The sequence below is a fragment of the Namhaeicola litoreus genome, assembly GCF_042679565.1.
GTDB classification, from domain to species: Bacteria; Bacteroidota; Bacteroidia; order Flavobacteriales; family Flavobacteriaceae; genus Namhaeicola; species Namhaeicola litoreus.
The window spans coordinates 1,014,417-1,040,423 of sequence record NZ_JBHTMY010000003.1 but is presented as its reverse complement, the minus strand read 5'-3'; the positions used below and the strand labels follow the sequence as shown (position 1 = coordinate 1,040,423).

Sequence of the window (26,007 nt, the reverse complement as noted above, 5' to 3'; positions counted from 1 at the left end):
ACTATTAGTTAAAATAAAAAAGCCTATTATAGTAATAGGCTTTTTTTTTATGCTAATTTTGCGCAAAATTTAAAAACAATATAATGGGGAAAAGTTATTTTTTAATTTTAGTGATTGTGCTTTTGTTTGGGGTTCAATTAAATGCACAGGTTACAACTTCGTCTATATACGGAACTGTTGCTGATGGAGAGAATGTTCCTTTACCGGATGCAACAATCGTAGCAACACATTTACCAACGGGAACTACCTATGGTAGTACGACAAATTTTGATGGACAAGTAAACTTGCGTAATATGCGTGTTGGTGGTCCTTACACAATTTCAATAAGTTATGTTGGTTTCAAAAATCAAGAAATTACCAATGTGCAACTTACATTGGGTAAAACTTTTGAATTTAATGTTATTTTGCAGGCTGACAATCAATTAGAGGAAGTAGTTCTAACGACAACAGGCGATAATGTCTTCGGGAATAATAGGACTGGAGCAGAAACAAGTGTTGGAAGAGAGGCGATTAGAACTCTACCTACGATCTCAAGGAGTGCGGCAGATTTTACTCGCTTAGAGCCCTCTGCAACCGGAAATTCATTTGGAGGAAGAAATGATCAGTTTAATAATTTTTCTTTAGATGGATCTATATTTAATAACCCTTTTGGATTAGATTCTCCAACGCCGGGAGGACAAACCGATGCACAGCCGATTTCTTTGGATGCAATTGATCAAATTTCTGTGTCAATTGCCCCCTATGACGTTACACAAGCTGGTTTTACAGGAGCTTCTGTCAATGCTGTTACTAAAAGTGGTACAAACGAATTTCATGGTACGGTTTATGGATTTTTTAGAAATGAATCTTTAACGGGTGACAAGGTGAGGGGAGATAAAATATATGTCCCAGAACTCGATCAGAAACAATATGGGTTTAGCATTGGAGGGCCGATAGTAAAAAATAAATTGTTCTTTTTTGCTAATTTAGAAAAAGATGACCGAACAGATCTTGGTTCTTCTTGGGTGCCTAATACAGGTTCAGGATCGATCAATGAGTCTAGAGTTCTGGAGTCAGATCTAATAGCTGTTCAAGGTTTTTTAAGTGGTTTAGGCTACGATACAGGGGCCTATGAAGGATTTCTTTATGGAACAGAATCGTTAAAAGGAATTTTCAAGTTAGATTGGAACATAAACGATAAGCACAGAGTGGCTTTGGTTTATAATTTTCTCGATGCATCAAAAGAAAAACCGGCACATCCAAGTGCTTTAGGATTTAGAGGACCTAGTGCCAGTACACTCCAATTCGAAAATGCTGGATATCAAATCAACAATAAACTTAATTCATTCTTATTAGAAGTTAATTCGAACTTTACTAATAACCTGACAAACAAGTTACAGGTTGGATATTCATTCTTTGATGATTTCCGAAATCCTATGTCTACACCGGCACCCAGTTTCACGATTCTTGAAAATGGCGCACCCTATATCATAGCAGGGCATGAACCCTTTTCAATCAATAACAAATTAGAACAAACCGTGTTCCAATTTACAGATAATTTGACCTATTTTTATAAGAAGCACACTTTTACTGCTGGTATCTCATTTGAAAAATTCAAATTTGGAAACTCCTTTAATTTAGGTGCTTATGGTGCCAGAGGAGTGTTCTTCCCAACTTCTGGTTCAGTGGATGAATTTTTAAATGATCCGACCATAGCAGATGATTTAGCAGCTGCAATAGCTGCTGATAAAAGTTTAAGTGAAGCAGGGGAAGGAAATGTTGGTGGTTTTAATTGGTATAAAGCAGATTTAGGTCAGTTTGCATTTTATTTGCAAGATGAATTTCAGGCAACTGAAAATATAAGATTGACATTAGGTATTAGATTTGACAAACCAATGTACTTTGATACTTCTAAATATGCGCAGGAATTCATTGATACCCAATGCTGTTATAATCCTAATATAGAATATTTTGACCCTAAAACGGGTGATGAAGTGTTTTTTGACAGTACAGAAATGCCAACTGAAAGTGTTTTAGTTTCTCCGAGATTCGGATTTAACTGGGATGTTAAAGGTGATAATACTTTTCAGGTCCGAGGTGGTTCTGGAATCTTCTCCGGTCGTTTCCCATTCGTTTGGTTAGGAAATCAAGTAGGAAACCCAAACTTTTTCTTCTATCAGGTTGTTGATCCAGATTTTAGATGGCCTCAAGTTTGGAGAACCAATATTGGTTTAGACTATAAATTCGAAAATAATTATGTAGTTTCCACAGATTTCATTTATACAAAAGATATCAATGGTGCACATGTTCAAAACTGGGGTTTAAATAGACCGACCGGAACTTTGAATGGTGTTGATAACCGTCCAATCTATACCGACGGGGATAAAAATTCATTTCAAAATGGAGCTTATGTATTCACCAATTCAAACAAAGGTAGAACCTTCAACTGGTCTGCAAAAGTAGAAAAGAGTTGGAGTAACGATCTTTATGCAAGTGTCGCCTATAACTATTTGAAAGCTCAAGATGTAAACTCAATTGAAGCAGAAATCACTGGAGATGCATTTGCTGGAAATCCGGCTCTAGGAAATGTAAATGATGACGTGCTTGCGAGATCAAAATATGGAGATGATCATAGATTTATTGGAGTTGTAAGCAAGAAGTGGAGATATGGAAATGATAGATGGTCAACAACCTTGTCATCTTTCTTTGAGTATGCACAAGGAGGTAGATTCTCTTACACTTATGGTGGTGATATCAACTTTGATGGTTCAGGCTTGAATGATCTTATTTATATCCCTACATCAGAGGAAGTAGAACAGATGAATTTTAGTCAACCCGGAATGGCAACTGCTTTTGATGCTTTTATCTCCCAAGATGATTATTTGAAAGAAAGACGCGGAAAATATGCTGAGCGGTATGCTGCAATATCTCCGTGGAGAGGTAGAATCGATGTTAAATTGTTACAAGACTACAATTTTAATATAGGAGATAAAGTACAGACAGTTCAATTTAGTGTTGACATATTGAATTTTGGGAATATGTTGAATTCTGATTGGGGTGTTATACAACAACCTAATTCAATTCAACCAATTGGCGTGAATGTAGATCCAGATACAAAAGTGCCAACTTATTCATTTGACGGTAATCTTCAAAAGACATTCGGGTACGATGCGAGTTTATTGTCTAGATGGCAAATGCAATTTGGTTTGAGATACATTTTTTAAAAGTGATTAATAATATATTTAATAAGAGCCGTTTAGTATAAAATTAAACGGCTTTTATTTTTAAATTTGCACATGAAATATCAACAACTTACAAAAGAACAGCTCAAAGAGTTTCACGAAGAGTTCGCTGTATTTTTAGCTTCTCAGCAGATTACAAAAGATGAATGGGAAGAAATTAAAACAAATAGACCGGAGATCGCTGAAGAAGAATTAAACTTGTTTAGTGATGTTGTTTGGCAAAAAGTATTGGATAATGTCTATTATTTGGAACACTTTTCTCAGAAGACATTAAATTTATTCAAATGTTTAGATGATAATATACAACGTATTGTTGTCGAAGTAGATAAAGTTGATTTTGATTTTTTAGATACGGATAATTTTAATTGGTTTTTAGACCAGTCGAAAGATCCGAGTATCTCTTATTTTAGAGGCCAAAAGGCATATTCGAATGAAAGAAATTTGGAGCTTTTTGATCTGATCCAGAAAGGAAGTGTAATCTCGAAAGGTGAGCTTTTTAACGCAGTTGAAAAACTGTTATAAAAGATATCTTTTTAAATCTTCAACAGCTTCGGTAGCCTTTTTTGATACTAATATTAAATTCTTCGTGGTATTCGAAATATTAGGTTTGGGATCTATAAAATAAATTTTTGTTTCTGGACTAACAAATTGAATAAGGCTAGCAGCAGGATAAACTTGCATTGAGGTACCTATGACCAACAAAATATCAGCATCTAAGCAATATTTATAAGCGGTTTTCATTAAAGGGACCTCTTCACCAAACCAAACGATATGAGGTCTTAATTGGCTTCCATCTTCAGAGGTATCGCCAATCTCAATATCTTGTTCCCAATTACAGATTAAGTTTGGGTTTGATGAACTCCTTGCTTTGAGCAATTCTCCGTGCAAATGAAACACATTCGAAGAGCCAGCGCGTTCGTGTAAATCATCTATGTTTTGTGTAATGATGACAACTTCGTAATTTTCTTCTAATTCTTTGAGAAAATAGTGCGCAGCATTGGGTGTTACTTGAAACAATTGTCTTCTTCGTTGGTTGTAAAAATCTAAAACCAAAGCTTTATTTTTTTGCCATCCCTCAATTGAAGCTACTTGTAAAACATCATGACCTTCCCAAAGGCCATTGTCATCTCTAAAGGTTTTTAAGCCACTTTCAGCACTTATTCCGGCTCCGGTTAAAACTACAATCTTTTTCATTTTACAACTTTTTCAATAGACAATATAGTTGCGATAGAATCGCACAATTGAACCTGTAAAATCAGATCTTTTAATTCTCGATTCCCTTCTATATGGTATTGACGGCAAGGATTATTTTTTACATTACTTTTAGAAAAGTCGATATCTCCTTTTAGTAAAATTTGTTGAATCACAAGGGTGTCTATTCGTTCTAAGACTAAACTTTTTTTCACTTCATCAGAATATAATAAATGCTTTGATCGTATAATACTTAACATTCTATCATTGGGAAGCCAATTACAGGAAGCCTTCTTCCCTCCTAAAAAGAAAAAAACAAAAAGTATACCTATGGCGAACCCAAAACCGTACAGGGTAAACCTGTATTTCATGTTTTCTATCAAAACTAAAAAATTAGGAGGTTGATATCTGTAAAAGGTAAACTAAACCAGTCGGAAATACTTTTATTTGTCAATACTCCATGGTATAAATACATTCCCTTTTGTAACCCTTTGTCAAAACGCATGGCTTGTTCAAAGCCACCACTTTCACCGATGTCTAATAAATAAGGAGTAAAAATATTGCTGATAGATTCTGAAGCTGTTCTGGAATATCTGGATGGTATGTTGGGTACACAATAATGAATAACACCATACTTTGTTAAAGTAGGCTTACTGTGCGTTGTAATTTCAGAAGTCTCAAAAACACCTCCATTATCAATACTTACATCAATTATCACAGCACCATCTTTCATGTTTCTTACCATGTTTTCGGTTACTACGACAGGTGTTCTGGTCTTTCCTCTTAAAGCACCAATGGCTACATCACATCGATTTAAAGAGTCGGATAATACCTGAGGTTGAATAGTTGATGTGGCTATCGGGTATCCTAACTTATGTTGTAAATTTCGCAATTTAGTCAAAGAATTATCAAATACTTCAACGCGAGCACCCAATCCTTTGGCAGATCTCGCAGCAAATTCACCAACGGTTCCAGCTCCAATAATTACCACATTGCTCGGAGGAACTCCAGAAATATTTCCTAAAAGTAATCCGTTGCCTTCATTTAAATTATTCATCAATTCAGAGGCGATTAGGATCGATGCTGTCCCCGCAATCTCACTTAAAGACTTTACAATGGGAAAAAAGCCATGATTGTCTTGAATGTATTCAAAGGCAACAGCAGTAACTCTTTTTAGAGCCAATGCTTCATAGTATTCTTTCTTCTGTGTTTTGATTTGCATGGCAGAGAACAAAATACTCTGCGGATTGATCATTTTTATTTCGTCAAAAGAAGGTGGTTCGATTTTTAAGATTATATTACAAGCAAACACATCGTTTGCATTATAAGATATTTTAGCACCCGCTTCTGCATATTGATCATCTGTGAAATTTGTCCCTTCACCGGCACCAGACTCCACCATTATTCTATGTCCGTTGGCTGTCAAAGAAGCAACAGCGGTTGGCGTAAGGCAAATCCTTTTTTCATCGTAATGGGTTTCTTTTGGTAAACCAATATACAGCTGATTTTTATTCTTTTTCACCTCGAGCATTTCTGGTTGAGGCATTAATTCTTCTTTACTAAACGGAGATAGTTGGCTGGCCATTTATTTCATTTCAAGTGAACGCGTACCGTCATGGTTAATTGATATCCTGATAGCGTGAGCATCTAAAGGTAATAAATTTTCTACTTTTTCAGGCCATTCTACAAAACACCAATTTCCACTGTCGAGATACTCTTCAGCTCCAAATTGGTAAACTTCATTTTCATCATTTATTCTGTAAAAATCGAAATGATATAAACTTTCACCAGAATGTGTTCGGTATTCATTGATAATAGAGAAAGTAGGAGAGGAGGTAACATCTTCTACCAATAATTGTTTCGCTATTTCTTTAATTAAGGTGGTTTTACCGGCACCCATTTCTCCATAAAACAGCAATACCTTATTTCCTGCCTGAGAAATAATTGTTTTGGCTACCTCTTTAATGTCCGGCAATTGGTATGTTATTTTCATCATCAAAAATACTATTCCATGTTGTGATAAACATTTTGAACATCATCATCTTCCTCAAGTCTTTCTAATAACTTTTCAACTTCTTCCTGTTCTTCCTCACTCAATTTTTTATTTGTTTGGGGAATTCTTTCAAATCCAGACGACAAGATTTCAATTTGATGGTCTTCCAAATATTTTTGTATCGATCCAAACATTTCGAACGGAGCATAAATAAGAATGCCATCTTCCTCTTCAAATATTTCTTCTACTTCAAAATCGATGAGTTCTAATTCGAATTCTTCTAAATCCATAGAAATATCTTCTTTTTTCACCCGGAAATTACAGATATGGTCAAACATAAAAATGACAGAACCAGATGTTCCCAAGGCACCATTAAATTTGTTAAAAGCCGCTCTCACATTTGCAACGGTTCTATTGTTGTTGTCTGTAGCAGTCTCTACCAAAACAGCAATCCCATGTGCCGCATACCCCTCAAAGAGTACTTCTTTGTAATGCGCAGAATCCTTTTCTGAGGCTTTTTTGATCGCTCTTTCAACATTTTCTTTTGGCATATTTGCTGCCTTAGCATTTTGGATAACTGCCCTTAATCTTGCATTGGTATCAGGATTTGGACCTCCTTCTTTAACCGACATAGCAATATCTTTACCTATTCTGGTAAAGGTTTTGGCCATTGCAGACCAACGCTTCATTTTTCTAGCTTTCCTAAATTCGAATGCTCTTCCCATAGCTTCAATAAATATTTATACTTGTATAACTCCAAAATTAAATTTTTTCTCAATTGGTTTGTGATTGGCTGCTTCAATACCCATAGAAATCCATTTTCTTGTTTCAATTGGATCTATGACTGCATCTGTCCATAATCTTGCAGCAGCATAATAAGGCGAGGTTTGCTTTTTATAACGTTGGGTAATTGTTTGTAAAATTTCCTTTTCTTTTTCTTCTGTAATTTCTTCACCCCTCGCTTTTAATGTAGAAGTTTCTATTTGAAGTAAAACCTGAGCAGCCTGAGTTCCACCCATTACAGCTAATTCTGCGGAGGGCCATGCAACAATCAGGCGCGGATCATAAGCTTTACCGCACATGGCATAGTTACCCGCTCCATAAGAATTTCCAACAACTACGGTGAATTTGGGCACTACAGAATTACTCACCGCATTAACCATTTTAGCGCCATCTTTTATGATTCCTCCCTGCTCTGATTTGCTACCAACCATAAACCCGGTAACGTCTTGTAAAAAAAGTAAAGGAATACTTTTTTGATTACAATTTGCAATAAACCTAGTGGCTTTATCTGCAGAATCTGAATAAATCACACCACCAAATTGCATTTCTTTTTTACCATTTTTCACCATTTTTCTCTGGTTAGCAACAATTCCGACGGCCCAACCCTCTATCCTTGCATAGGTACATATGATGGTCTTACCATAATCTGCCTTATATTCTTCCAAAGAATCTTTATCGACCAGAGCTTTTATAATATGCATCATATCGTACTGATCAGTTCTTGTTTCGGGGATCAATTTATACAGATCTTCAATACTTGTTTCGGTTTCTCTAGCTTCTATTTTGTTAAAACCGGCTTTTGGTTTATCTCCAATTTTGCCAATAATTTTTTTGATTTTATCAAGTGCGTCTTTGTCATTTAAAGCTTTGTAATCACAAACACCTGAAATTTCAGTATGTGTTGTAGCACCCCCAAGTGTTTCATTATCAACTACCTCTCCAATAGCAGCTTTTACTAAATAACTTCCAGCCAAAAAAATACTACCAGTTTTATCGACAATAATTGATTCATCACTCATGATAGGTAGATAGGCTCCACCTGCTACACAGCTACCCATAACCGCTGCAATTTGGGTAATTCCTTCACTACTCATGATGGCATTGTTTCTAAAAATTCTGCCAAAATGTTCTTTATCTGGAAAGATCTCATCTTGCATAGGTAGATAGACCCCGGCACTATCGACAAGATAAATAATGGGTAAATGGTTATCTAAGGCAATTTCTTGAGCGCGCAAATTTTTCTTTCCCGTAATGGGAAACCATGCACCCGCTTTTACAGTAGCGTCATTGGCTACTACAACACATAGTTTACCCGAAACATACCCTACTTTGACAATTACACCACCACTTGGACAGCCACCATGTTCAGGGTACATTTCATCTCCCGCAAAAGCACCAATTTCAATGCTTTCAGAATTGGTATCCAGCAAATATTCTATTCTTTCTCTGGCGGGCATTTTACCCTTTTGTCGGAGTTTTTCTTGTTTACTTGGTCCACCGCCTTCAGAAACTATCTCAAACTTTTGATTTAGTTCATCTACTTTTTGGCGATTGGAAGAGAGGTTTCTCTTTTCTTTTGGGTTCATTATTTGGTTTTATAGGGTGTGTCAAAAGTACAAAATCATTTGAAAAGCATCACTATAAATAACACGGTAATATATACCATGGTAATTAAATATTTTGTATCTTTGTTTGATATTATATGAATCAAAACTTTATGAAAAAGATTTTAACATTCGGTGGTAGTAACAGTAAAAACTCGATTAGCAGAACATTGGCCAAACATTTAGGCAAGAAGTTAGGCAATTTCGATATTGAAGATATAGATTTAAACGATTTTGAGTTACCATTGTATTCGATAGATAGAGAGCAAGAGTTCGGTTTTCCAGAAAACGCAAAATTATTAGACGATAAATTAAGCTCTACAGACGGAATAATCATTGTTTTAGCAGAACATAATGGGGCCTATTCGGCTGTTTTTAAAAATATGTTTGATTGGTTATCGAGAATTAATGGAGAAGTTTGGAAACAAAAACCCATGTTATTGTTGAGTACTTCACCTGGAGTCAGGGGCGGAGAATCGGTTTTAGAAATTGCCAAAAACAGATTCCCGAGAAATGGTGGGAATATTGTTGGTTCTATGACTTTTCCAAATTTTAACGACAATTTTAAAAATGGTGAAATTGTGAATACAGCGCTAGAATCTGAGATTATCTCTTTACTAAATGATCTGAGAAAAGAATTGTAATGGAGACCAGTATTTTTGAGAATAGTTCTAATTTTCCCAATGAAAGCACCCGTGCATTGCTCAATTTAAAATATACTGCCAATTGGCTTGAAAAGCTTGGGAATGAGTTATTAAAACCATTTGATATCTCGATTCAACAATACAATATTTTGAGAATTTTAAGGGGAGCTAAGAAAGCTATAAAAATTAATGAGGTAAGAGAAAGAATGATCGAAAATTCTCCAAATGCCACAAGGTTAATGGACAAGCTTTGCGAAAAGGGTTTAATTGAAAGAGAGAGAAGTGAAAATGATAGGAGGGTAGTGTTTGTCAAGATTAATCAAAAAGGTTTAAATCTTTTGGATCAAATATCAATAGAAGAATATGTGAAAGTAATGAATAATTTAAACGAAAGAGAATTAAAGAAATTAAATGAGTTATTAGTAAAATTAATAAAGTAAAAAGATGAATATAAAGTTATATCCAGCAGCTGAAAGGGGCTATGCAAATTTTGATTGGCTTCAGGCAAACTATTCATTTAGTTTTGCAAATTATTATAACCCTAACAAATTGAATTTTGGGGCTTTAAGGGTTTTAAACGATGATATCATTCAAGGTGGAGCCGGATTTGGGATGCATCCACACAATAATATGGAAATTATTACCATTCCATTGGAGGGTTCATTAAAACATAAAGACAATATGTCTGATCAATGGATCGAATTAAAACCTGGAGAAGTTCAGGTAATGAGTGCAGGTACAGGAGTTGTTCATTCTGAAAAAAACGGAAGCGCTGCTGATTTTTTAAGTCTTTTTCAAATCTGGATCATTCCAAACAGAGAAAACGTTGAACCCGGGTATGGTCAGATTGAATTTAGTGAAAGTGACAGGAAAAATAAATTGCAAAAGTTGGTGGTCTCGCATGATAACAAGGAATTTGAAAGTGCAAAAAATATTTTAAAAATTCATCAAGATGCCATTATTTCGAGAATTGATTTAGATAAGGGAAAGAGTTTTACTTATAAATCTATGACTAAAGAACATGGTGTTTATATGATGTTAATAGATGGTGAGCTCAATATACAAGACTCAGTTTTCAATAGAAGAGATGCTGCCGGAATTACAAATGCAAATGAGTTTTCTATAGAAGCGAAGAAAAATTCTCAGATATTGTTTATTGAAGTACCCATGCTATCTTAATGAGATGAAAAAAATAAAAGCTCCCAATTAGAGGAGTTTTTTTAATTAGTAAGTTCGATAATTTAAAATTAACTCAATTATTTTTCATTGTACCGATCTAAACTTATATTTACACCCTTAATCGTTTCTATGCACTTTTTAAGTATTATTTGGGATCCCAATATCGAAATTTTCAGAATTGGTAATTTTTCTGTTCGTTACTATAGTTTAATGTTCGTTATCGCTTTTGTGGTTGGCCTTCAAATCATGAAGAAGATTTACAAAAATGAAAATGTGAGCCTTGAAAAATTAGACCCACTTTTTGTCTATACCGTAATTGCTACTTTAGTAGGTGCCAGATTAGGTCATTTTTTGTTTTACGATTTTGAGTTTTTAGTGAAGCACCCCTTAGAAGTACTACTTCCTTTTCGTTTAAACCCTTTTGAGTTTACTGGGTATCAAGGTCTCGCAAGCCACGGAGCAGCCATTGGAATTATTATTGCCATGGTTTTATACAGCAAAAAAGTCTTGCATAAACCGGTTTTATGGATTTTAGACCGTGTAGTAATTCCGGTTGCTTTTGGCGGTATTTTTGTTAGAATCGGCAATTTAATTAACTCAGAAATTATAGGAAAACCAACAAATTCGGATTTTGGTTTTATCTTTAAACAGCTCGGTGAAGATTTTCCTCGCCACCCAACCCAGTTATATGAGGCTTTTGGATACCTCATCACTTTTCTCATTCTTTGGTTTGTTTATTGGAAAACTGATAAGAAGGATAAATTAGGCTATATCTTCGGTCTGTTTATGGTATTCTTATGGTCGGTTAGATTTATTGTTGAATTCTTTAAAGAAGCACAAGTAGGTGAAAGAGCAGGTTGGGAGTTAAATACAGGTCAATTACTGAGTATTCCTCTAATATTATCAGGCTTTTACTTTATGTTTTTATTTAAACCTAAAAAATTGGTTTAAACGACACGATCTTTATCATAAGGAATCGTTTTTAAAAGATATTCTATTACTTTAATTCTTGCATTTTCTTTGCGATTACCCCGAATTACTTTAAAAGGAATTCCCGATTTAGTGTTCTCGAACATTTGGTTTTTATACTCCGTATATTGATCCCAAAGTTCTTGTGCTTTGGCATCTACGGCACTGTATTTCCATTGTTTCAATGGGTTACTTTTAATATCCTCAAATCGTCTGGCTTGTTCATTTTTTGAGATAGACATGTAAATTTTTACTAAAATAATCCCAGATTCGGTGATCATCCTTTCAAATTCATTTACCTGATTCATAAAAATATCATATTCTTTTTGTGTGCAAAAACCATTAACGGGCTCAACAATGGCCCTGTTGTACCAACTTCTATCAAAAAAAACAATCTGACCGGCACTCGGAAATTTGTTGACATATCTCCTAAAGTACCATTGGGTTTGTTCCTCTTCTGTTGGTTTTGGCAGTGCTACAATTCTAAAGAAACGAGGATTGATACGTTCGGTAATTCTCCTGATGGCCCCACCTTTACCGGCAGCATCACGACCTTCAAAAATGACCACGACACGCAATTTTTGAGCGATAATATGCTCATGCATTTTGATAAGTTCAACCTGTAATTTCTTTAGTTTATTGCTATATTTTCTATAACGAATGGCTTTATTAAAATTCAAAGGATCTTTATTCATCAATAATGAAGTCATCGCCTTTTTGCCGTTTAAGATTTTTACTTCATCGTCGGTTAACTCAATTTTGTTCATCTTAATCGTATTTAGAGGTTGATCGGAAATAACGGTTTATTACATTGGGATCAGGATGAAGCGAGATTTTGCTTTTATCTTTACCGGTATAATCAAATTGCGAAAGCACATAGCGCATACATTCTAATCGTGCCGTATGCTTATTGTTCGTTTTGACAATGACCCACGGACTGAATGATGTGTGTGTCTTGCTAAACATTAATTCTTTGTATTTGGTATATTTATCCCAATAATCCTGACCTTTTTTATCTACTTCACTAAATTTCCATCTTTTTAAGGGATTATGGCGCCTGGCTTCAAATCGTCTAAATTGTTCATCTTTAGAAATTGAAAGCCAAAATTTTATGATAATGCTTCCATCTTCATACAGCATATGTTCAAATTCAGGTAGTTGCGCCATAAATTGTTCATATTGTTGATGATTGCAAAAGCCCATCACAGGCTCAACTACTGCTCGGTTATACCAACTGCGATCAAAAAAAACAATTTCACCTGGATTTGGTAAATGCTGTATATACCGTCTAAAATACCATTGACCCTGCTCGACAGTGGTGGGTTTCGAAAGTGCTACCAATCGGGTTAAACGAGGATTTAAATGTTCCATAAATCTTCGAATATTACCACCTTTTCCAGCAGCATCACGACCTTCAAAAATAATCGCAACTTTTTTATTATGTTCTTTTACCCACTTCTGTAATTTAACTAATTCTGCTTGAAGTTGACGTTTTTCTGTTTCATAGTTCACTGTAGCTAATACATTACTTATATTAACGTCTTTCTTCGCTATGATTTCGAGTAAATCCTTTTTCGTTTTAGCTTTTTGGAAGTCTTCCCTGTCGAGTTTCCGAGTTTTGCGCATGCCTAAAATCTAATTATCTGTAACACATTCTGTTGCATTATTCCCTACGTTCAACTTAACATCAGAAGGTGAAATATATGGAATCCCTAATCCAAGACCTCTAAGAATAAATAGCAGTCCGATGATTACGACAAATATAGGAATTGCTTTTTGAATTTTATTTCTGAAGGAAATATTTACAAAATTCCCGAGTAACGCTGCTACAGACATCAGTGCCACAGTCCCAAGACCAAACATCGCCATATAGGAGGCTCCATCAAGCATATTTCCTGATGCTATCGCTCCAAAAACAGCCATATAAACCAGGCCACAAGGTAAAAAACCATTTAAAAAGCCCATCATAAAAAATGAAGTAAAATCCTTTTTAGGCAAATAAAAGGCCATTTTTTGTTTGAGTAAACTTACTAGTTTATAAATGGTATGGGTTGGCTTTTTACTGAAATTCAAAAATGCGGGAAACAGTATGGCATGAATCATGATGATGCCAATCAAAATAGATAATCTTTGTTGAAATCCGGCCAGATAAAGTCCCTTTCCGAAAAAACCAAATAAAACTCCAATAAGACTATATGTAAATATTCTACCCAAATGGTATAAGGTTAATTGCCCCGCCATTCTAAGTTTATGATCTCGTGAAAGGGGTAAGGCAAACGCAATGGGGCCACACATACCCAAACAATGGAAGCTGCCTAAAAGACCTAATATAAAAGCAGTATAAATCAAATTTTAGTAAAAAAGAGATTCTTTATAGAGATATGATTCTTTACCATCACTCCAATCAATTTTAATTTGCCATTTTCCTTCAACAAGTTTATCATCATCAATGTAGATTTGATGATTTTCAAGATTAGATATCGGTAGTATAAAATCTAGTTTTTCATTAGAAAGTCGTTTAAAACTAATTGAACCTGAAATCAAATTTTCAGGTAAATTATCTGGGAATTGAATGGTTAATCCATTTCCATTATGTACAATTTTTATGTTTTTGACCAGATTGTTTCCTTTATTTTCTTTATCAATTTCTTTTTGATATTGAATTTCCTCACCATAATAATCTTCGGTCACCAAATGATGATTATACTTATCGACTGCAGATGCACGATAGACAAATTGCAAAATAAAGATCATAAAAAGGATCATCGCCACTACAACTCCAGTACCCCAATTGAATTTAATTTTTTTCATGTCTAAAGTCTTATTTATTTTACGATTAAAGGTGATGGAAAGCTCGTTTTCGTATCTTCAATCATCATACCATTTGAAAACACGCCAATTATTATTTTTTGATTTTCGATATCTTTTTTAGCCTTTTTTATAAAAAGTGTTCTTTCTATTAATCCGTTTTTAGGTACGTTTAAATCTCCACCTATCACCTGAATACTTCCTTTTTGATCTATTAATTCGAGTTGAAGATTGGAAAAAGTGTTATTGGTTTTATTCACAATTTTTACGGTATAAACATTTTGAATTGAATCTCCTTGACTTGAATACATTTGCCCTGGCAACCTCAATACGGTCGCTTCCACATCATTTCTAGCAAAAATGAGAGAAACCAATCCAACCAATAAGATGGTAAGTACGGCTATATAACTGATAATCCGGGGTGAGAATCTGAACTTTTCCTCCTGGGCAATATTGCTCTCTGAGGCATACTTGATAAGTCCAGGTTCAAAATCTACCTTTCTCATTATTTCATCACAAGCATCTATACAAGCTGTACAATTAATACACTCTAGTTGTGTTCCATTTCTGATATCAATCCCGGTAGGACAGACCAAGACACATTGTTTACAGTCAATACAATCTCCAAACCCTTGTTCATCGCGATTTTCACCTTTTCTTATCTTACTCCTGCCATTTTCATTTTCGCCTCTTTTGTAATCGTAGGCAACAACAATCGAATTATTATCGAGCATAACCCCCTGTAAACGGCCATAAGGACATGCAATAATGCAGACTTGTTCTCTAAACCATCCAAAAATCCATAAAAAGACTAAGGTAAAAATGATTAATTTACTAAGTGTAGCCAAATGGTTAAATGGTCCATCCTTTATATGCTGAATAAGCACATCGCTTCCGATGAGATAGGCGAGAAAAACATTGGCGATGATAAATGAAATGAGAAAAAAGATAAACCATTTAAGGATTCTTTTCCATATTTTTTCTGCATTCCACTCTTGTTTGGCCAATTTTATTTGCTTTCCTCTGTCTCCGTCTATCAAATATTCTACCTTTCGAAAAACCATTTCCATAAAAATGGTTTGTGGACAAATCCATCCACAAAAAATTCTGCCAAAAATAACCGTGAATAAGATGATAAACACCACGCCGATAAGCATGGAAAAAACCAACAAATAAAAATCTTGCGGCCAGAAAGGTTGTCCAAAAATATTGAATTTACGTTCTAATACATTGAACAACAGAAACTGATTTCCGTTAATTTTAATGAAAGGAGATAAAAGAAAGAAAGCCAATAAAAACCAACTCACAATAGTTCTGTAATTTGTGAATTTTCCTTTCGGTTTTTTGGGATAAATATAATTGCGATTACCCTCTTTGCTTATGGTGCTGATAGAATCTCTAAAATTTTCTTTATTCTCGTTCATAAGGGCTTACTTAAAAAGGCTGTTCTATTAATAAACAGAACAGCCTTCAATCTACTAACTAAAAAAATCAAAACAACAGTATTGCTTTTCGAGAAGATTGGTGAATTGCAATTACTGTTTAGTCCATATAATTTCTCCCTCTGCCTCCTTGGGGTTTGCTGGGGTTGTTCCTTGCAAAGAAATGACATAACTGGCAACTTCTTGCATTTGCTGAGCACTCAAAGATGCTTTCCAAGAAACCATACCTTTACCAGATCTACCACCTTCACTAATTGTATTATATACTTTTTCCATACCTCCGCCAAGAATCCAATGGTCATCTGTCAAATTTGGCCCAATTCCACCGCCACCATCTGCCATATGACAAGCGACACAATAGGTACCGAAGGTTTTCTTTCCGGCATCAAGGCTTGCTGCATCAGTGAGAAGTGTCACATCTACTTTAAATAGATCAGGATTTGCTTCTTTGTATGCTTCTACTTCAGCTTTAGCTTCGGCAATTTCTGTTTCTAACTCTTCGTATTGATTATATTTTTCACTATTAAAAAAAACATTGATATAATAGAATGCACCTACCAAGATGGTTATGATAAATCCTGCAGTCCACCATGGTGGCAATACATTATCTAATTCTTTAATCCCATCGTAATCATGATCTGTCATGATTTCTTCTTCGTTCTCTATATCTTTTGCTCTGGTAACAGATTGAATAAATCTTTTCCAACCCGAAATTTGATCATTTTTACTCATCTTTTTTTAATTAATCATTATCAAGGGGTAAACTACTTTTTTCTTCTATACTCTCCTTTGGAATTCTAAAGGCATAAATAAGCATGACAGTGAATACCAAAAAGAATAACAATAGGGATATAATCGGATAAATTTCAATACCGACTATTGTATCGACGTGATGTTTTATATACTTCAGCATATTATTGGTTTTGAGCTGTTTGTTCTGCTTTAATATCCGTGCCTAATCTCTGCAAATAGGCAATTAAAGCAACAATTTCTTTATCTTGAATATTGGCATCGCCATAATTCTTCACAAACTCAGGATCTTGTCTTAAATTTTTTTCTACTTCAGCGGCCTGACTTTGCAATAAATAAACGGCCTTATCTAATTCACCTTGTGTATAAGGTACACCGAGTATGACCATGGCATTCACCTTATTATTTGTTTGGGATATGTCGAGATCATTCTCAATTAACCATGGATACTTTGGCATAATCGAACCAGGTGAAGTCAGCTGAGGATCCATCATATGGTTAAAGTGCCAGTTATCATTATATTTTCCACCAACTCTGTGTAAATCAGGACCAGTTCTTCTTGAACCCCATAAAAATGGATGGTCATATACAAATTCTCCTGCCTTTGAGTATTCTCCATAACGTTCAACTTCCGAACGGAATGGTCGAATCATTTGTGAGTGACAGTTATTACATCCTTCTCTAATATAAATATCTCGCCCTTCCAATTCTAGAGGTGTATAGGGTTTTACAGAAGTAATGGTTGGAACATTAGATTTAACCACAATCATTGGTATAATTTCTATTACACCACCAATAATTACTGCAACGGTAGTTAGAACAGTAAATAATACAGTTCGTCTTTCTAACCAGCTATGTACAGTCTCTCCGCTCATTCTTCTGGAAGAAACTTCTTTCAATGGCATTGCTTCTGCCAGTTCATCCTCCACAGCGTGGCCCTTGCGTGCTGTTTTAACAACATTATATCCTAACAATATAAATCCTACTAAATACAAGGTTCCTCCAAAGGCTCTAAGCGCATACATTGGCATTAATTGCGTTACTGTTTCTAGGAAATTTCCATATACCAAGGTGCCGTCTGGATTGAATTGCTTCCACATTGAGGCTTGCGTAAAGCCTGCAACATATAGAGGTAAAGCATAAAATAAGATACCCATGGTACCAATCCAGAAATGGACATTGGCTAATTTTTTGGAATATAATTCTGTTCTCCATAATTTACCGGCGAGCCAATAAACGATACCTGCTGCCATAAAGCCATTCCAGGCCAAAGCACCAATGTGAACATGAGCAATAATCCAATCTGTGTAATGACCAATAGCGTTCAAATTTTTGAAAGATAGCATGGGTCCTTCGAAGGTAGACATACCATAACCGGTAATTGCTACAACAAAGAATTTTAGAATAGGATTCTCTCTTACTTTATCCCAAACTCCTCTCAGGGTTAAGAGTCCGTTGATCATACCACCCCAAGAAGGGAAAATGAGCATAACAGAGAATACGGTACCCAAATTTTGAGCCCACTCTGGTAATGCAGTATACAATAAATGGTGAGGCCCCGCCCATATGTAAATAAAAATTAAAGACCAGAAATGGATAATTGAAAGTCGATAAGAATAGACGGGTCTATTTGCTACTTTAGGAACGAAGTAATACATTAAACCAAGTACAGGAGTAGTTAAGAAAAATGCCACAGCATTATGCCCGTACCACCACTGCACCAAAGCATCCTGCACGCCCGCGTAAATGGAATAACTTTTAAAACTTGAAACGGGTAATTCTAAATTGTTAAATATATGGAGGACAGCAATGGTTACAATAGTTGCTATATAAAACCAAATGGCAACATAGATATGTCTCTGTCTTCTGATTAAAATTGTTCCAATTGTATTGATCGCAAAAACAACCCAAATTAAAGTTATTGCGATATCGATAGGCCACTCAAGCTCTGCATATTCTTTTGAAGATGTTAAGCCTAAAGGTAAGGTGATAGCAGCAGCAACAATAATTAATTGCCAACCCCAAAAATGAATTTTACTCAATACGTCACTAAACATTCTTGTTTTTAACAAACGTTGAAGTGAATAGTAAATACCCATAAAAATACTGTTCCCAACGAAAGCAAATATTACCGCGTTAGTATGTAAAGGTCTTAGTCTTCCAAAACTCAGCCAAGAAATACCCTCCATATAATTTGGGAAAATAAAAAGGAAGGCTACCAGTAATCCAACGAGCATACCCACAACACCCCACAAAGCTGTGGCGATAAGAAACATTTTTACAATCTTGTTGTCATAGTAAAATTGTTCTTTTTCCATAAATTGAAAATATTAGATTGATTAATTAGAATTAGATTCTTTTTTTGATTTTTCCGTAACCAGTTCATCGTCAAACAACATTCTTACCGAGGGTGTATAAACATCATCGTATTGTCCACTTTTTACAGATCTGACAAACAATATGAAAAACACAACAGCAATAATCAAGCTTGCGATGATAAGCATGAATATGATATTCATTAACGGAGATTTTTTTAGTTACTGCAAATAAACTAATATTAAAAAACTCAAACCCTGATAAAAATCAGTTTTTGATAAAATCATTAACAAAAGTTTAACGAAGACTAAAGTAATAATTTTTTGGAAATAAAATTGGTAGCCATCGTTACAAATGTCACCACGGTTATAGAACTCAGAGGCATTAAAATAGCTGCAACTACAGGCGATAAAAGACCTGATACAGCAAAATACATGCCTATTATATTATATAAAAAAGAAATAATAAAGCTGAAAATAATGATACGCATAGTTAATTTTGATAGCTTTAAAAACACAGGTAGGTGATAGAATTTTGAGGCATCGAGTATGCCATCACAGGCAGGAGAAAAGACATTAATGTTTTCAGAAACAGCGATACCAACATTGCTTTGTGCTAATGCTCCTGCATCATTTAGTCCATCCCCTAACATCATTACATTTTGATCGTAATTTTGTAACTCTTTGATATAATTTAACTTGTCTTCTGGTTTTTGATTGAAGAACAATTCTGAATCATGAGGTAGCAAGGAGGATAAAAATTGTTTTTCACCCTCATTGTCGCCAGACAAAATATTGATTTTATAAACAGGAGAAATAGAATCAAAAGTTTCTTTGATAGATTCTCTGTAAGCATTCTTAAAAACAAATTTGCCTTTTATTTCATCATGTATTTTGATGAAAATTTCAGTCAATAAAGTATTATTTTCATTTGCTTCTACAAAATTTGAAGATCCGATTTTGATACTGGCATTTGAAACAATTCCTTCTATACCCTTTCCGGGTAACTCAAGAAACTCTGTGATGTTTTGTTCTTTAAAATTTGGCAAGAATGTGTAAAGCCTTCTGCTTAAAGGATGGTTAGATGATTTTAATACACTTTTTACTTTTGCCAATTCATCTTTGGACAATTCTTTTCCAAAATAGGATATCTCAGAGGCTCTATTGCTCGTCAAGGTTCCTGTTTTATCAAAAACCAAGGTATTTACCCGAGCTATATTCTCTATGACTTGTGCATTTTTTAAGTAGAATTTGTTCTTACCAAAAATACGCAACATATTCCCCAAAGCGAAAGGTGCCGAAAGAGCTAGAGCACAGGGACAGGCAATTATGAGTATAGCAGATACAACTTGAAAGGCAACACTTTGGTCGATCTTGAACCAATATATTCCTGCAATTAGAGCAATAAGCAAGATAATTGCCGTAAAATATTTACTGATGGAATCTGTAATATTTTTTATGCTTTTGGTATATTGATTTTGAAAAATATCATTACTCCACAATTGTGTCAAATAAGATTGAACAACAGTTTCAAGAGCTTCAATTTCTATGGCACCATTTGTTTGTTTACCTCCAGCAAATATTTTATCTCCGGAAATTTTTCTTACAGGGTCAGATTCGCCGGTTACAAAACTGTAGTCTATATGTGCATTTCCATTGATTAGTATGGCGTCAACAGGAATTATCTCTTCATTTCTAATTAATAAGCGATCGCCTTTTTGAATATCATTTACCACTATGGATTCATGACTTTCGTCTCTGTTAACTTTTGTAATTGCAATAGGGAAATAAGATTTGTAATCTCTTTCAAAGGACAAAAAATTATAAGTTTTACTTTGAAAAAATTTCCCTAATAAAAGAAAGAAAACTAATCCGGATAAACTATCAAAATAACCTTGGCCCGTATGACTGAAAATTTCATAAGAACTTCTAAAAAAGAGAACGAGAATTCCTAAAGAAATGGGAACATCGATATTTAAAATACCTTTTCGCAACCCTAGATAGGCAGAAATCAGGTAGTCCTTGGCCGAATAAACGACCACCGGTACGGCAAAGGCGAACATTAATATCCTAAAAAAGGGTTTAAACCTATTTAACCAAAATTCATCCATCTCAAAATACTCAGGAAAAGAAAGTAACATGATATTGCCAAAGGCAAATCCCGCCAAAGCCAATTGGTAAATTAAGGTTCTATTCTGGCTTTTTAATGATTTGGTCGAATCTTCCAAACTTATATAAGGCTCATATCCAATGGAAGCAAGTAATTCAACAATTTCTTTAAGAGAAACATCTTTTATTTTAAAGGTGACCCTAACTTCCTTTTTAGGAAAGTTGACTAAAGATTTTTTTATGCCCCACTTTAGTTTGTCTAAATTCTCTAATACCCAGATACACGAACTGCAATGAATTGTTGGTATAAAAAGATTGATCACGGCCGTTTCACCATCGTTGAATTCTAAAAGTTTGTCTGCAATCAGTTCATTATCGAGATAATCATATTTGCCTTTGATGTCAGCTGGGATAGTTCCTGGACTTGATTCAAGGTCGTAATAGTCGCAAAGATCGTGTTGATTCAATATTTCGTAAACCGTTTTACAACCGTTGCAGCAGAAAAGTTTATCATCAATATTTATCTCCTCAGATTCACATTTATTTCCGCAATGGTAGCAAGGGGGTAATGGCATTCAGTAGAAAATTAAGGGCAAATTTCTTTGAAATTTGTGACATAAAAAAATGATAAATGTCATATTTTATTTATTTTTACCGAAATTCTATCTTGGCTATGTCAGAAAACTGTGAGAAGTGTGCGATACGTGAATTAAATTCCTTCAGTAAAGTTCCGATTGAGGAATTATCTAAAGTAAATAAGAACAAGAAATCTATTCATATCAAGAAAGGTGAGGTGTTATTCGAAGAAGGAAGCACCTTAAAAGGAGTTTATTGTTTGAAAAGTGGAAAATGTAAACTCACCAAACTTGCACCAAATGGCAGAGAGCAGATTGTGAGATTCATTAAAAAAGGAGAACTGATAGGACACCGTACTATTTTAAGTGAAACGGTAGCTCATTTAACCATTACAGCTCTTGAAGATATGGATGTATGCTTTATTCCAAAGAGTGAGGTGCTCGAATTATTTAAAAAAAATTATGAATTTTCGCTTGATCTAACAAAATCCATTTGTGATAATTTAGATGAGGCCAATAATTCGATTGCGAATATTGCTCAAAAAAATGTGAAAGAAAGATTGGCGGAAATCATTTTATTCTTTGAAAGAATCTTTGGAAAGGATAGTGAGGGTTTTATCAATGTAAATTTGACCAGAGAAGAAATTGCGAATGCCATTGGAACTGCCACAGAATCAACGATTCGTTTACTATCTGAATTTAAAAAAGAGGGATACATTCAACTTTCAGGAAAGAGGATAAAAATATTAGATGCCCAGAAACTCCAGCATCTTACGGAAGGATATTAAAAAAAGAGTGGTTAACCCACTCTTTTTTCTATTTGCATGATAGTGTCTTTGATGATTGAGATACACTCGTATAACTCTTTCTTATTCATAACCAAAGGCGGAGCTAAGCGGATAATGTTACCGTGGGTAGGTTTGGCGAGAAGACCATTCTCTTTTAATTGTAAACAAATATCCCAAGCTAAATTACTTTCCTCGCTATTGTCTATAACAATTGCATTCAATAGTCCTTTTCCTCTTACTAATTTGATCAAACTATGATCTTTTGCAAAGGCTGTTAATTCATCTCTGAATATTTGCCCTAAAACATGAGCATTATTTGCTAAATCTTCCTCTTCTACAACCTTCAAGGCTGCAATAGCAACAGCGGAGGCCAATGGGTTTCCACCAAATGTAGAGCCGTGTTGCCCAGGTCTGATCACTTCCATCACTTCGTTCTGTGCAAAAACAGCTGATACAGGATATACTCCACCAGAAATAGCTTTGCCTAAAATTAAAATATCTGGCTTAACATTCTCATAATCAACAGCTAATAATTTACCAGTTCTTGCAATTCCGGTTTGTACCTCGTCAGCTATAAAAAGTACATTGTGATCTTCACATATTCTTTTTGTCTCGGCTAAAAAGCCATCTTGAGGTACATAAACTCCTGCTTCACCTTGTATAGGTTCTACTAAAAAACCAATCACATTGGGATCGTTATCTAAAACTTGCTTTAAAGCCTCCGGCGCATCATAGGGTATAGAAATAAAACCTTCTGTAAATGGCCCAAAATTTTTGCGAGCCGTTTCATCATTTGAAAAAGAGATGATCGTAGTTGTTCTGCCATGAAAATTATTATGACAAACCACTATTTTAGCTTTATCAGGTGTTATTCCTCGTTTTTCATAACCGTATTTTCTTGCCAATTTGATGGCCGTTTCTACCGCCTCAGCACCTGTGTTCATTGGCAAAACCTTGTCAAAATCAAAATAGTCGCAAACAAATTTTTCATATAAACCGAGTATATCATTGTGAAAGGCTCTTGAAGTAAGTGTTAATTTTTTTGCCTGTTCTACAAGTGCATGAATGATTTTTGGATGACAATGCCCTTGATTTACAGCAGAATAGGCAGAAAGAAAATCATAATATTGTTTTCCTTCTACATCCCAGACAAAAACTCCTTCTCCCTTGTGTAATACAACCGGTAATGGATGGTAGTTGTGAGCACCATACTCATTTTCTAGCAACATGGCTTCTTCCGAAGATATCATTTGTTCCAGCATAATAAAAAAGTTTTGTACAAAAATAGGGTTTCCAAACGGAAAATGATCAATTTTTTCTAAATTCACCTAATGAACTTTCTTGCCCATATCTATCTTTCAGATAATAATGAAAATATTCAATTAGGGAATTTTTTTGCCGATTCTGTCAAAGGTAAAAAGTATTTAAATTATCCAGATGAAATTCAAAAGGGGATTTTATTACATAGATTTATAGATAGTTATACAGATGATCATCCCCAGGTAAGAATAAGTAAAAGGAGACTCGATCCAAAATATGGATTATATAAGGGAATTATCATTGATATCTTTTACGATCATTTTCTCGCCATAAATTGGACAGATTTTTGCAGACAAAGCCTACATGAATTTAGTGAGCTATTTTATCAAAATTTAGAAAGGAATTTTGATATATTACCGGAGAATACCAAAAGAATGGTTCCTTATTTGGTAGAGCAAAGTTGGCTGGAAAGTTATGCCACTTTTGAAGGAATTGAAAATGTTTTGAAAGGGATGAACAGAAGAACTCAACTTAGATCTCAAATGGATTTAGCTATTTCTGATTTGCAATTGTCTTATGAAGAATTGGAAACAGATTTTCACATTTTTTTTCCTGAGCTGATGGAATCATCGAAAGAAAAGTTAAAAACATTATAAATGATGATGCAAATAGTGAGAATATTTTTGTCTATCCTTTTAATTTTGGGATTTACACAATGTGCAGAAAATCCAGTATCAAAAGAAAGTAAGTCTGATGCTCTAAAGGGAGTTTTGGCAAATAATGCCATGGTTGTAAGTGCTAGGAAGGAAGCCTCTGAAATTGGTGTGGCCATTATGAATAAAGGAGGAAATGCTTTTGATGCGATGGTCGCTACTCATTTCGCTTTGGCGGTGGCATACCCCGTTGCGGGAAATATTGGTGGTGGTGGCTTTACAGTTTATCGTCTAGCTAATGGAGAAAAGGGTACGTATGATTTTCGAGAGAAGGCGCCATTATCAGCACATAGAGACATGTATTTAGATGAAGAAGGTAATGTCATAGATGGCCTAAGTACTTTAGGGGCTCTCGCTATTGGAGTACCTGGTAGCGTTGGAGGAATTTTCGAAATTTATAAAGCTCATTGCACATTGCCTTTTCAAGAATTGATACAGCCTGCCATAGATTTAGCCAAGCGTGGGGTAGTAGTGACAGAGAACGATGAAGAAGCTTTACATTATTATGCTCCATTTTTTAAAGAGGCGAACAAAGGAGATATTTTTTTAAATAGAGATTGGAAACAAGGAGATACCATTAAATATGTGGAATTGGCAAAAACCCTTGAAAGAATTAGAGATAATGGTGTTGAAGAGTTTTATGAAGGGTATACGGCAAAAATGATGATTGAAAAAGTACAGGAGTTGGGCGGGATTTTGACAGAACAAGATTTGAAGGCCTATAATGTCAAAAAGCGTGATCCGCTTGTATTTAAATTTCGTGATTTTGAAATTATCTCTATGGCACCACCCTCTAGTGGAGGAATCTGTTTGGCACAGATTCTGAAAAGTTTAGAGCCTTACAAACTTGAAAAATTGTCTCATAATTCTCCGGAATATATTCAGTTATTAGTGGAGGCTGAAAGAAGAAGTTATGCAGATAGAGCTTATTATTTAGGAGATCCCGATTTTGTAGAAATTCCTCAAGAAGAATTGATTTCTGCTGAATATCTAAATGATAGGATGAGCAGTTTTAATTGGACTTACGCGACACCCTCTACAACCGTTTCTCATGGATTAATCGAGGTGGTTGAAAGTGATCAAACAACTCATTATTCAATTATTGATCCTTTTGGTAATGCCGTGTCGGTAACGACAACTCTAAATGGTGGTTTTGGTTCTAAGGTTTATGTAGAAAAAGCAGGTTTCTTTTTAAATAATGAAATGGACGACCTGAGTATAAAACCAGGAGTACCAAATATGTTTGGTCTGGTTGGGGCGGAAGCCAATGCTATAGAACCGGAAAAGCGCATGCTCAGTTCTATGACACCAACGATTGTGGAGCAAAATGGTAATTTAAAAATGGTTTTAGGATCCCCGGGAGGTTCTACAATTATAACCTCTGTTGTTCAGAATATACTAAATGTGGGTATTTTTAACATGGGTATGCAAGAATCTGTTTCAAAGTCGAGATTTCACCATCAATGGTTACCGGATGAGATTAAATTTGAAAGTCAATTTGACACCCTGAATTTCGCTCAACTGAGAGAGAAAGGTTATAAAATCGATCATAGTAATGCCAGAATTATAGGGAAAGTTGATGCTATATTAGTATTGGAAAATGGACTTTTGGAAGGTGGGGCAGACCCAAGGGGAGATGACACAGCCATAGGCTATTAAAAAA

At 34.9% G+C, this 26,007-nt stretch carries 26 protein-coding genes; 9 read left to right on the top strand and 17 right to left on the bottom strand.

Annotated features, from left to right (window positions below; genetic code table 11):
• Nucleotides 1-83 precede the first annotated feature (83 nt).
• Together ACFQ39_RS11960 and ACFQ39_RS11955 are read left to right on the top strand one after the other, a co-directional pair.
• A complete protein-coding gene (locus ACFQ39_RS11960) occupies nt 84-3,203 on the top strand; it encodes a TonB-dependent receptor (protein ID WP_377179213.1) in 3,120 nt (1,039 codons plus the stop codon).
• Nucleotides 3,204-3,275: 72 nt separating this feature from the next.
• Nucleotides 3,276-3,743, top strand: a complete 468-nt coding sequence (locus tag ACFQ39_RS11955) for a DUF6495 family protein (protein ID WP_377179211.1) — start codon at nt 3,276-3,278, stop codon at nt 3,741-3,743.
• Here the strand turns inward: ACFQ39_RS11955 and ACFQ39_RS11950 are convergent.
• From ACFQ39_RS11950 to ACFQ39_RS11925, 6 genes are read right to left on the bottom strand one after another with little or no spacing between them, the layout of a single operon-like run.
• Nucleotides 3,738-4,415 carry an SIR2 family NAD-dependent protein deacylase gene (locus ACFQ39_RS11950; protein ID WP_377179209.1) on the bottom strand — a complete coding sequence of 226 codons (678 nt, stop codon included), beginning with the start codon at nt 4,413-4,415 and terminating at the stop codon, nt 3,738-3,740. The genes ACFQ39_RS11955 and ACFQ39_RS11950 overlap by 6 nt on opposite strands.
• Entirely contained in the window at nt 4,412-4,783 is a 372-nt protein-coding gene (locus ACFQ39_RS11945) for a DUF4258 domain-containing protein (protein WP_377179207.1), read from the bottom strand. The genes ACFQ39_RS11950 and ACFQ39_RS11945 overlap by 4 nt, the downstream gene beginning before the upstream one ends.
• Nucleotides 4,784-4,797: 14 nt before the next feature.
• Entirely contained in the window at nt 4,798-5,997 is a 1,200-nt protein-coding gene (locus ACFQ39_RS11940) for an alanine dehydrogenase (protein WP_377179205.1), read from the bottom strand.
• On the bottom strand, nt 5,998-6,408 hold the full coding sequence (tsaE, locus tag ACFQ39_RS11935; protein ID WP_377179203.1) for a tRNA (adenosine(37)-N6)-threonylcarbamoyltransferase complex ATPase subunit type 1 TsaE: 411 nt from the start codon (nt 6,406-6,408) through the stop codon (nt 5,998-6,000). It abuts the gene before it with no gap.
• An 8-nt stretch (nt 6,409-6,416) separates the two neighbouring features.
• The gene (locus ACFQ39_RS11930) at nt 6,417-7,130 is read right to left on the bottom strand and encodes a YebC/PmpR family DNA-binding transcriptional regulator (RefSeq protein ID WP_377179201.1); all 714 of its coding nucleotides are present in this window, start codon (nt 7,128-7,130) and stop codon (nt 6,417-6,419) included.
• 15 nt (nt 7,131-7,145) lie between these two features.
• A complete protein-coding gene (locus tag ACFQ39_RS11925; RefSeq protein WP_377179199.1) occupies nt 7,146-8,774 on the bottom strand; it encodes an acyl-CoA carboxylase subunit beta in 1,629 nt (542 codons plus the stop codon).
• A gap of 131 nt (nt 8,775-8,905) precedes the next feature.
• Here ACFQ39_RS11925 and ACFQ39_RS11920 point away from each other — a divergent pair, with 131 nt between their 5' ends.
• From ACFQ39_RS11920 to lgt, 4 genes are all read left to right on the top strand, one after another.
• Complete coding sequence (locus ACFQ39_RS11920) at nt 8,906-9,436, top strand: NADPH-dependent FMN reductase (RefSeq protein ID WP_377179197.1); 531 nt, start codon at nt 8,906-8,908, stop codon at nt 9,434-9,436.
• A complete protein-coding gene (locus ACFQ39_RS11915; RefSeq protein ID WP_377179195.1) occupies nt 9,436-9,876 on the top strand; it encodes a MarR family winged helix-turn-helix transcriptional regulator in 441 nt (146 codons plus the stop codon). The genes ACFQ39_RS11920 and ACFQ39_RS11915 overlap by 1 nt, the downstream gene beginning before the upstream one ends.
• A gap of 4 nt (nt 9,877-9,880) precedes the next feature.
• Nucleotides 9,881-10,615: a pirin family protein gene (locus tag ACFQ39_RS11910; protein WP_377179193.1), complete on the top strand. Its 735-nt coding sequence runs from the start codon at nt 9,881-9,883 to the stop codon at nt 10,613-10,615.
• A gap of 129 nt (nt 10,616-10,744) precedes the next feature.
• Nucleotides 10,745-11,566 (top strand): prolipoprotein diacylglyceryl transferase, encoded by an 822-nt coding sequence (gene lgt, locus ACFQ39_RS11905; RefSeq protein ID WP_377179191.1) that lies wholly within the window; start codon nt 10,745-10,747, stop codon nt 11,564-11,566.
• On the opposite strand, the gene ppk2 (ACFQ39_RS11900) is transcribed toward lgt, so the two are convergent.
• The 10 genes from ppk2 (ACFQ39_RS11900) to ACFQ39_RS11855 form a co-directional block, all read right to left on the bottom strand.
• Complete coding sequence (ppk2, locus tag ACFQ39_RS11900; RefSeq protein ID WP_377180017.1) at nt 11,563-12,342, bottom strand: polyphosphate kinase 2; 780 nt, start codon at nt 12,340-12,342, stop codon at nt 11,563-11,565. The genes lgt and ppk2 (ACFQ39_RS11900) overlap by 4 nt on opposite strands.
• A 10-nt stretch (nt 12,343-12,352) precedes the next feature.
• The gene (ppk2, locus tag ACFQ39_RS11895; RefSeq protein ID WP_377179189.1) at nt 12,353-13,210 is read right to left on the bottom strand and encodes a polyphosphate kinase 2; all 858 of its coding nucleotides are present in this window, start codon (nt 13,208-13,210) and stop codon (nt 12,353-12,355) included.
• Nucleotides 13,211-13,219: 9 nt separating this feature from the next.
• Nucleotides 13,220-13,933 (bottom strand): sulfite exporter TauE/SafE family protein, encoded by a 714-nt coding sequence (locus ACFQ39_RS11890; protein WP_377179187.1) that lies wholly within the window; start codon nt 13,931-13,933, stop codon nt 13,220-13,222.
• Nucleotides 13,934-13,936: 3 nt separating this feature from the next.
• Nucleotides 13,937-14,395 carry a FixH family protein gene (locus tag ACFQ39_RS11885; protein WP_377179185.1) on the bottom strand — a complete coding sequence of 153 codons (459 nt, stop codon included), beginning with the start codon at nt 14,393-14,395 and terminating at the stop codon, nt 13,937-13,939.
• Between the two features lie 14 nt (nt 14,396-14,409).
• Entirely contained in the window at nt 14,410-15,816 is a 1,407-nt protein-coding gene (gene ccoG, locus ACFQ39_RS11880; RefSeq protein WP_377179183.1) for a cytochrome c oxidase accessory protein CcoG, read from the bottom strand.
• A 111-nt stretch (nt 15,817-15,927) separates the two neighbouring features.
• Nucleotides 15,928-16,566, bottom strand: a complete 639-nt coding sequence (locus ACFQ39_RS11875) for a cbb3-type cytochrome c oxidase N-terminal domain-containing protein (protein WP_377179181.1) — start codon at nt 16,564-16,566, stop codon at nt 15,928-15,930.
• 10 nt (nt 16,567-16,576) lie between these two features.
• Nucleotides 16,577-16,747, bottom strand: coding sequence for a CcoQ/FixQ family Cbb3-type cytochrome c oxidase assembly chaperone (locus ACFQ39_RS11870; RefSeq protein ID WP_377179179.1), 171 nt, complete (start codon nt 16,745-16,747; stop codon nt 16,577-16,579).
• A 1-nt stretch (nt 16,748) separates the two neighbouring features.
• Nucleotides 16,749-18,902, bottom strand: coding sequence for a cytochrome-c oxidase, cbb3-type subunit I (gene ccoN, locus ACFQ39_RS11865; RefSeq protein ID WP_377179177.1), 2,154 nt, complete (start codon nt 18,900-18,902; stop codon nt 16,749-16,751).
• A 21-nt stretch (nt 18,903-18,923) separates the two neighbouring features.
• On the bottom strand, nt 18,924-19,103 hold the full coding sequence (gene ccoS, locus ACFQ39_RS11860; RefSeq protein WP_377179175.1) for a cbb3-type cytochrome oxidase assembly protein CcoS: 180 nt from the start codon (nt 19,101-19,103) through the stop codon (nt 18,924-18,926).
• A 104-nt stretch (nt 19,104-19,207) separates the two neighbouring features.
• Nucleotides 19,208-21,583, bottom strand: coding sequence for a heavy metal translocating P-type ATPase (locus ACFQ39_RS11855; protein ID WP_377179173.1), 2,376 nt, complete (start codon nt 21,581-21,583; stop codon nt 19,208-19,210).
• 56 nt (nt 21,584-21,639) lie between these two features.
• On the opposite strand from ACFQ39_RS11855, the gene ACFQ39_RS11850 reads away from it, so the two are divergent.
• Nucleotides 21,640-22,371 (top strand): Crp/Fnr family transcriptional regulator, encoded by a 732-nt coding sequence (locus tag ACFQ39_RS11850; protein ID WP_377179171.1) that lies wholly within the window; start codon nt 21,640-21,642, stop codon nt 22,369-22,371.
• A gap of 11 nt (nt 22,372-22,382) precedes the next feature.
• On the opposite strand, the gene rocD is transcribed toward ACFQ39_RS11850, so the two are convergent.
• Nucleotides 22,383-23,636, bottom strand: coding sequence for an ornithine--oxo-acid transaminase (rocD, locus tag ACFQ39_RS11845; RefSeq protein WP_377180015.1), 1,254 nt, complete (start codon nt 23,634-23,636; stop codon nt 22,383-22,385).
• A gap of 66 nt (nt 23,637-23,702) precedes the next feature.
• Here rocD and ACFQ39_RS11840 point away from each other — a divergent pair, with 66 nt between their 5' ends.
• Together ACFQ39_RS11840 and ggt are read left to right on the top strand one after the other, a co-directional pair.
• Nucleotides 23,703-24,287: an acyl carrier protein phosphodiesterase gene (locus ACFQ39_RS11840; RefSeq protein ID WP_377179169.1), complete on the top strand. Its 585-nt coding sequence runs from the start codon at nt 23,703-23,705 to the stop codon at nt 24,285-24,287.
• Complete coding sequence (gene ggt / locus ACFQ39_RS11835; RefSeq protein WP_377179167.1) at nt 24,288-26,003, top strand: gamma-glutamyltransferase; 1,716 nt, start codon at nt 24,288-24,290, stop codon at nt 26,001-26,003.
• Nucleotides 26,004-26,007 lie beyond the last annotated feature (4 nt).

Coding starts and splice junctions, on each gene's coding strand:
- lgt (WP_377179191.1), top strand. CDS start 10,745: ATGCACTTTTTAAGTATTATTTGGGATCCCAATATCGAAATTTTCAGA.
- ACFQ39_RS11940 (WP_377179205.1), bottom strand. CDS start 5,997: ATGGCCAGCCAACTATCTCCGTTTAGTAAAGAAGAATTAATGCCTCAA.
- ACFQ39_RS11950 (WP_377179209.1), bottom strand. CDS start 4,415: ATGAAAAAGATTGTAGTTTTAACCGGAGCCGGAATAAGTGCTGAAAGT.
- ACFQ39_RS11910 (WP_377179193.1), top strand. CDS start 9,881: ATGAATATAAAGTTATATCCAGCAGCTGAAAGGGGCTATGCAAATTTT.
- ACFQ39_RS11925 (WP_377179199.1), bottom strand. CDS start 8,774: ATGAACCCAAAAGAAAAGAGAAACCTCTCTTCCAATCGCCAAAAAGTA.
- ccoG (WP_377179183.1), bottom strand. CDS start 15,816: ATGAACGAGAATAAAGAAAATTTTAGAGATTCTATCAGCACCATAAGC.
- ACFQ39_RS11955 (WP_377179211.1), top strand. CDS start 3,276: ATGAAATATCAACAACTTACAAAAGAACAGCTCAAAGAGTTTCACGAA.
- ccoS (WP_377179175.1), bottom strand. CDS start 19,103: ATGAATATCATATTCATGCTTATCATCGCAAGCTTGATTATTGCTGTT.
- ccoN (WP_377179177.1), bottom strand. CDS start 18,902: ATGGAAAAAGAACAATTTTACTATGACAACAAGATTGTAAAAATGTTT.
- ACFQ39_RS11855 (WP_377179173.1), bottom strand. CDS start 21,583: ATGCCATTACCCCCTTGCTACCATTGCGGAAATAAATGTGAATCTGAG.
- ACFQ39_RS11915 (WP_377179195.1), top strand. CDS start 9,436: ATGGAGACCAGTATTTTTGAGAATAGTTCTAATTTTCCCAATGAAAGC.
- ACFQ39_RS11840 (WP_377179169.1), top strand. CDS start 23,703: ATGAACTTTCTTGCCCATATCTATCTTTCAGATAATAATGAAAATATT.
- ACFQ39_RS11870 (WP_377179179.1), bottom strand. CDS start 16,747: ATGCTGAAGTATATAAAACATCACGTCGATACAATAGTCGGTATTGAA.
- ACFQ39_RS11945 (WP_377179207.1), bottom strand. CDS start 4,783: ATGAAATACAGGTTTACCCTGTACGGTTTTGGGTTCGCCATAGGTATA.
- ACFQ39_RS11885 (WP_377179185.1), bottom strand. CDS start 14,395: ATGAAAAAAATTAAATTCAATTGGGGTACTGGAGTTGTAGTGGCGATG.
- ACFQ39_RS11850 (WP_377179171.1), top strand. CDS start 21,640: ATGTCATATTTTATTTATTTTTACCGAAATTCTATCTTGGCTATGTCA.
- ppk2 (WP_377179189.1), bottom strand. CDS start 13,210: ATGCGCAAAACTCGGAAACTCGACAGGGAAGACTTCCAAAAAGCTAAA.
- ggt (WP_377179167.1), top strand. CDS start 24,288: ATGATGATGCAAATAGTGAGAATATTTTTGTCTATCCTTTTAATTTTG.
- tsaE (WP_377179203.1), bottom strand. CDS start 6,408: ATGATGAAAATAACATACCAATTGCCGGACATTAAAGAGGTAGCCAAA.
- ACFQ39_RS11875 (WP_377179181.1), bottom strand. CDS start 16,566: ATGAGTAAAAATGATCAAATTTCGGGTTGGAAAAGATTTATTCAATCT.
- ACFQ39_RS11920 (WP_377179197.1), top strand. CDS start 8,906: ATGAAAAAGATTTTAACATTCGGTGGTAGTAACAGTAAAAACTCGATT.
- ACFQ39_RS11960 (WP_377179213.1), top strand. CDS start 84: ATGGGGAAAAGTTATTTTTTAATTTTAGTGATTGTGCTTTTGTTTGGG.
- ACFQ39_RS11930 (WP_377179201.1), bottom strand. CDS start 7,130: ATGGGAAGAGCATTCGAATTTAGGAAAGCTAGAAAAATGAAGCGTTGG.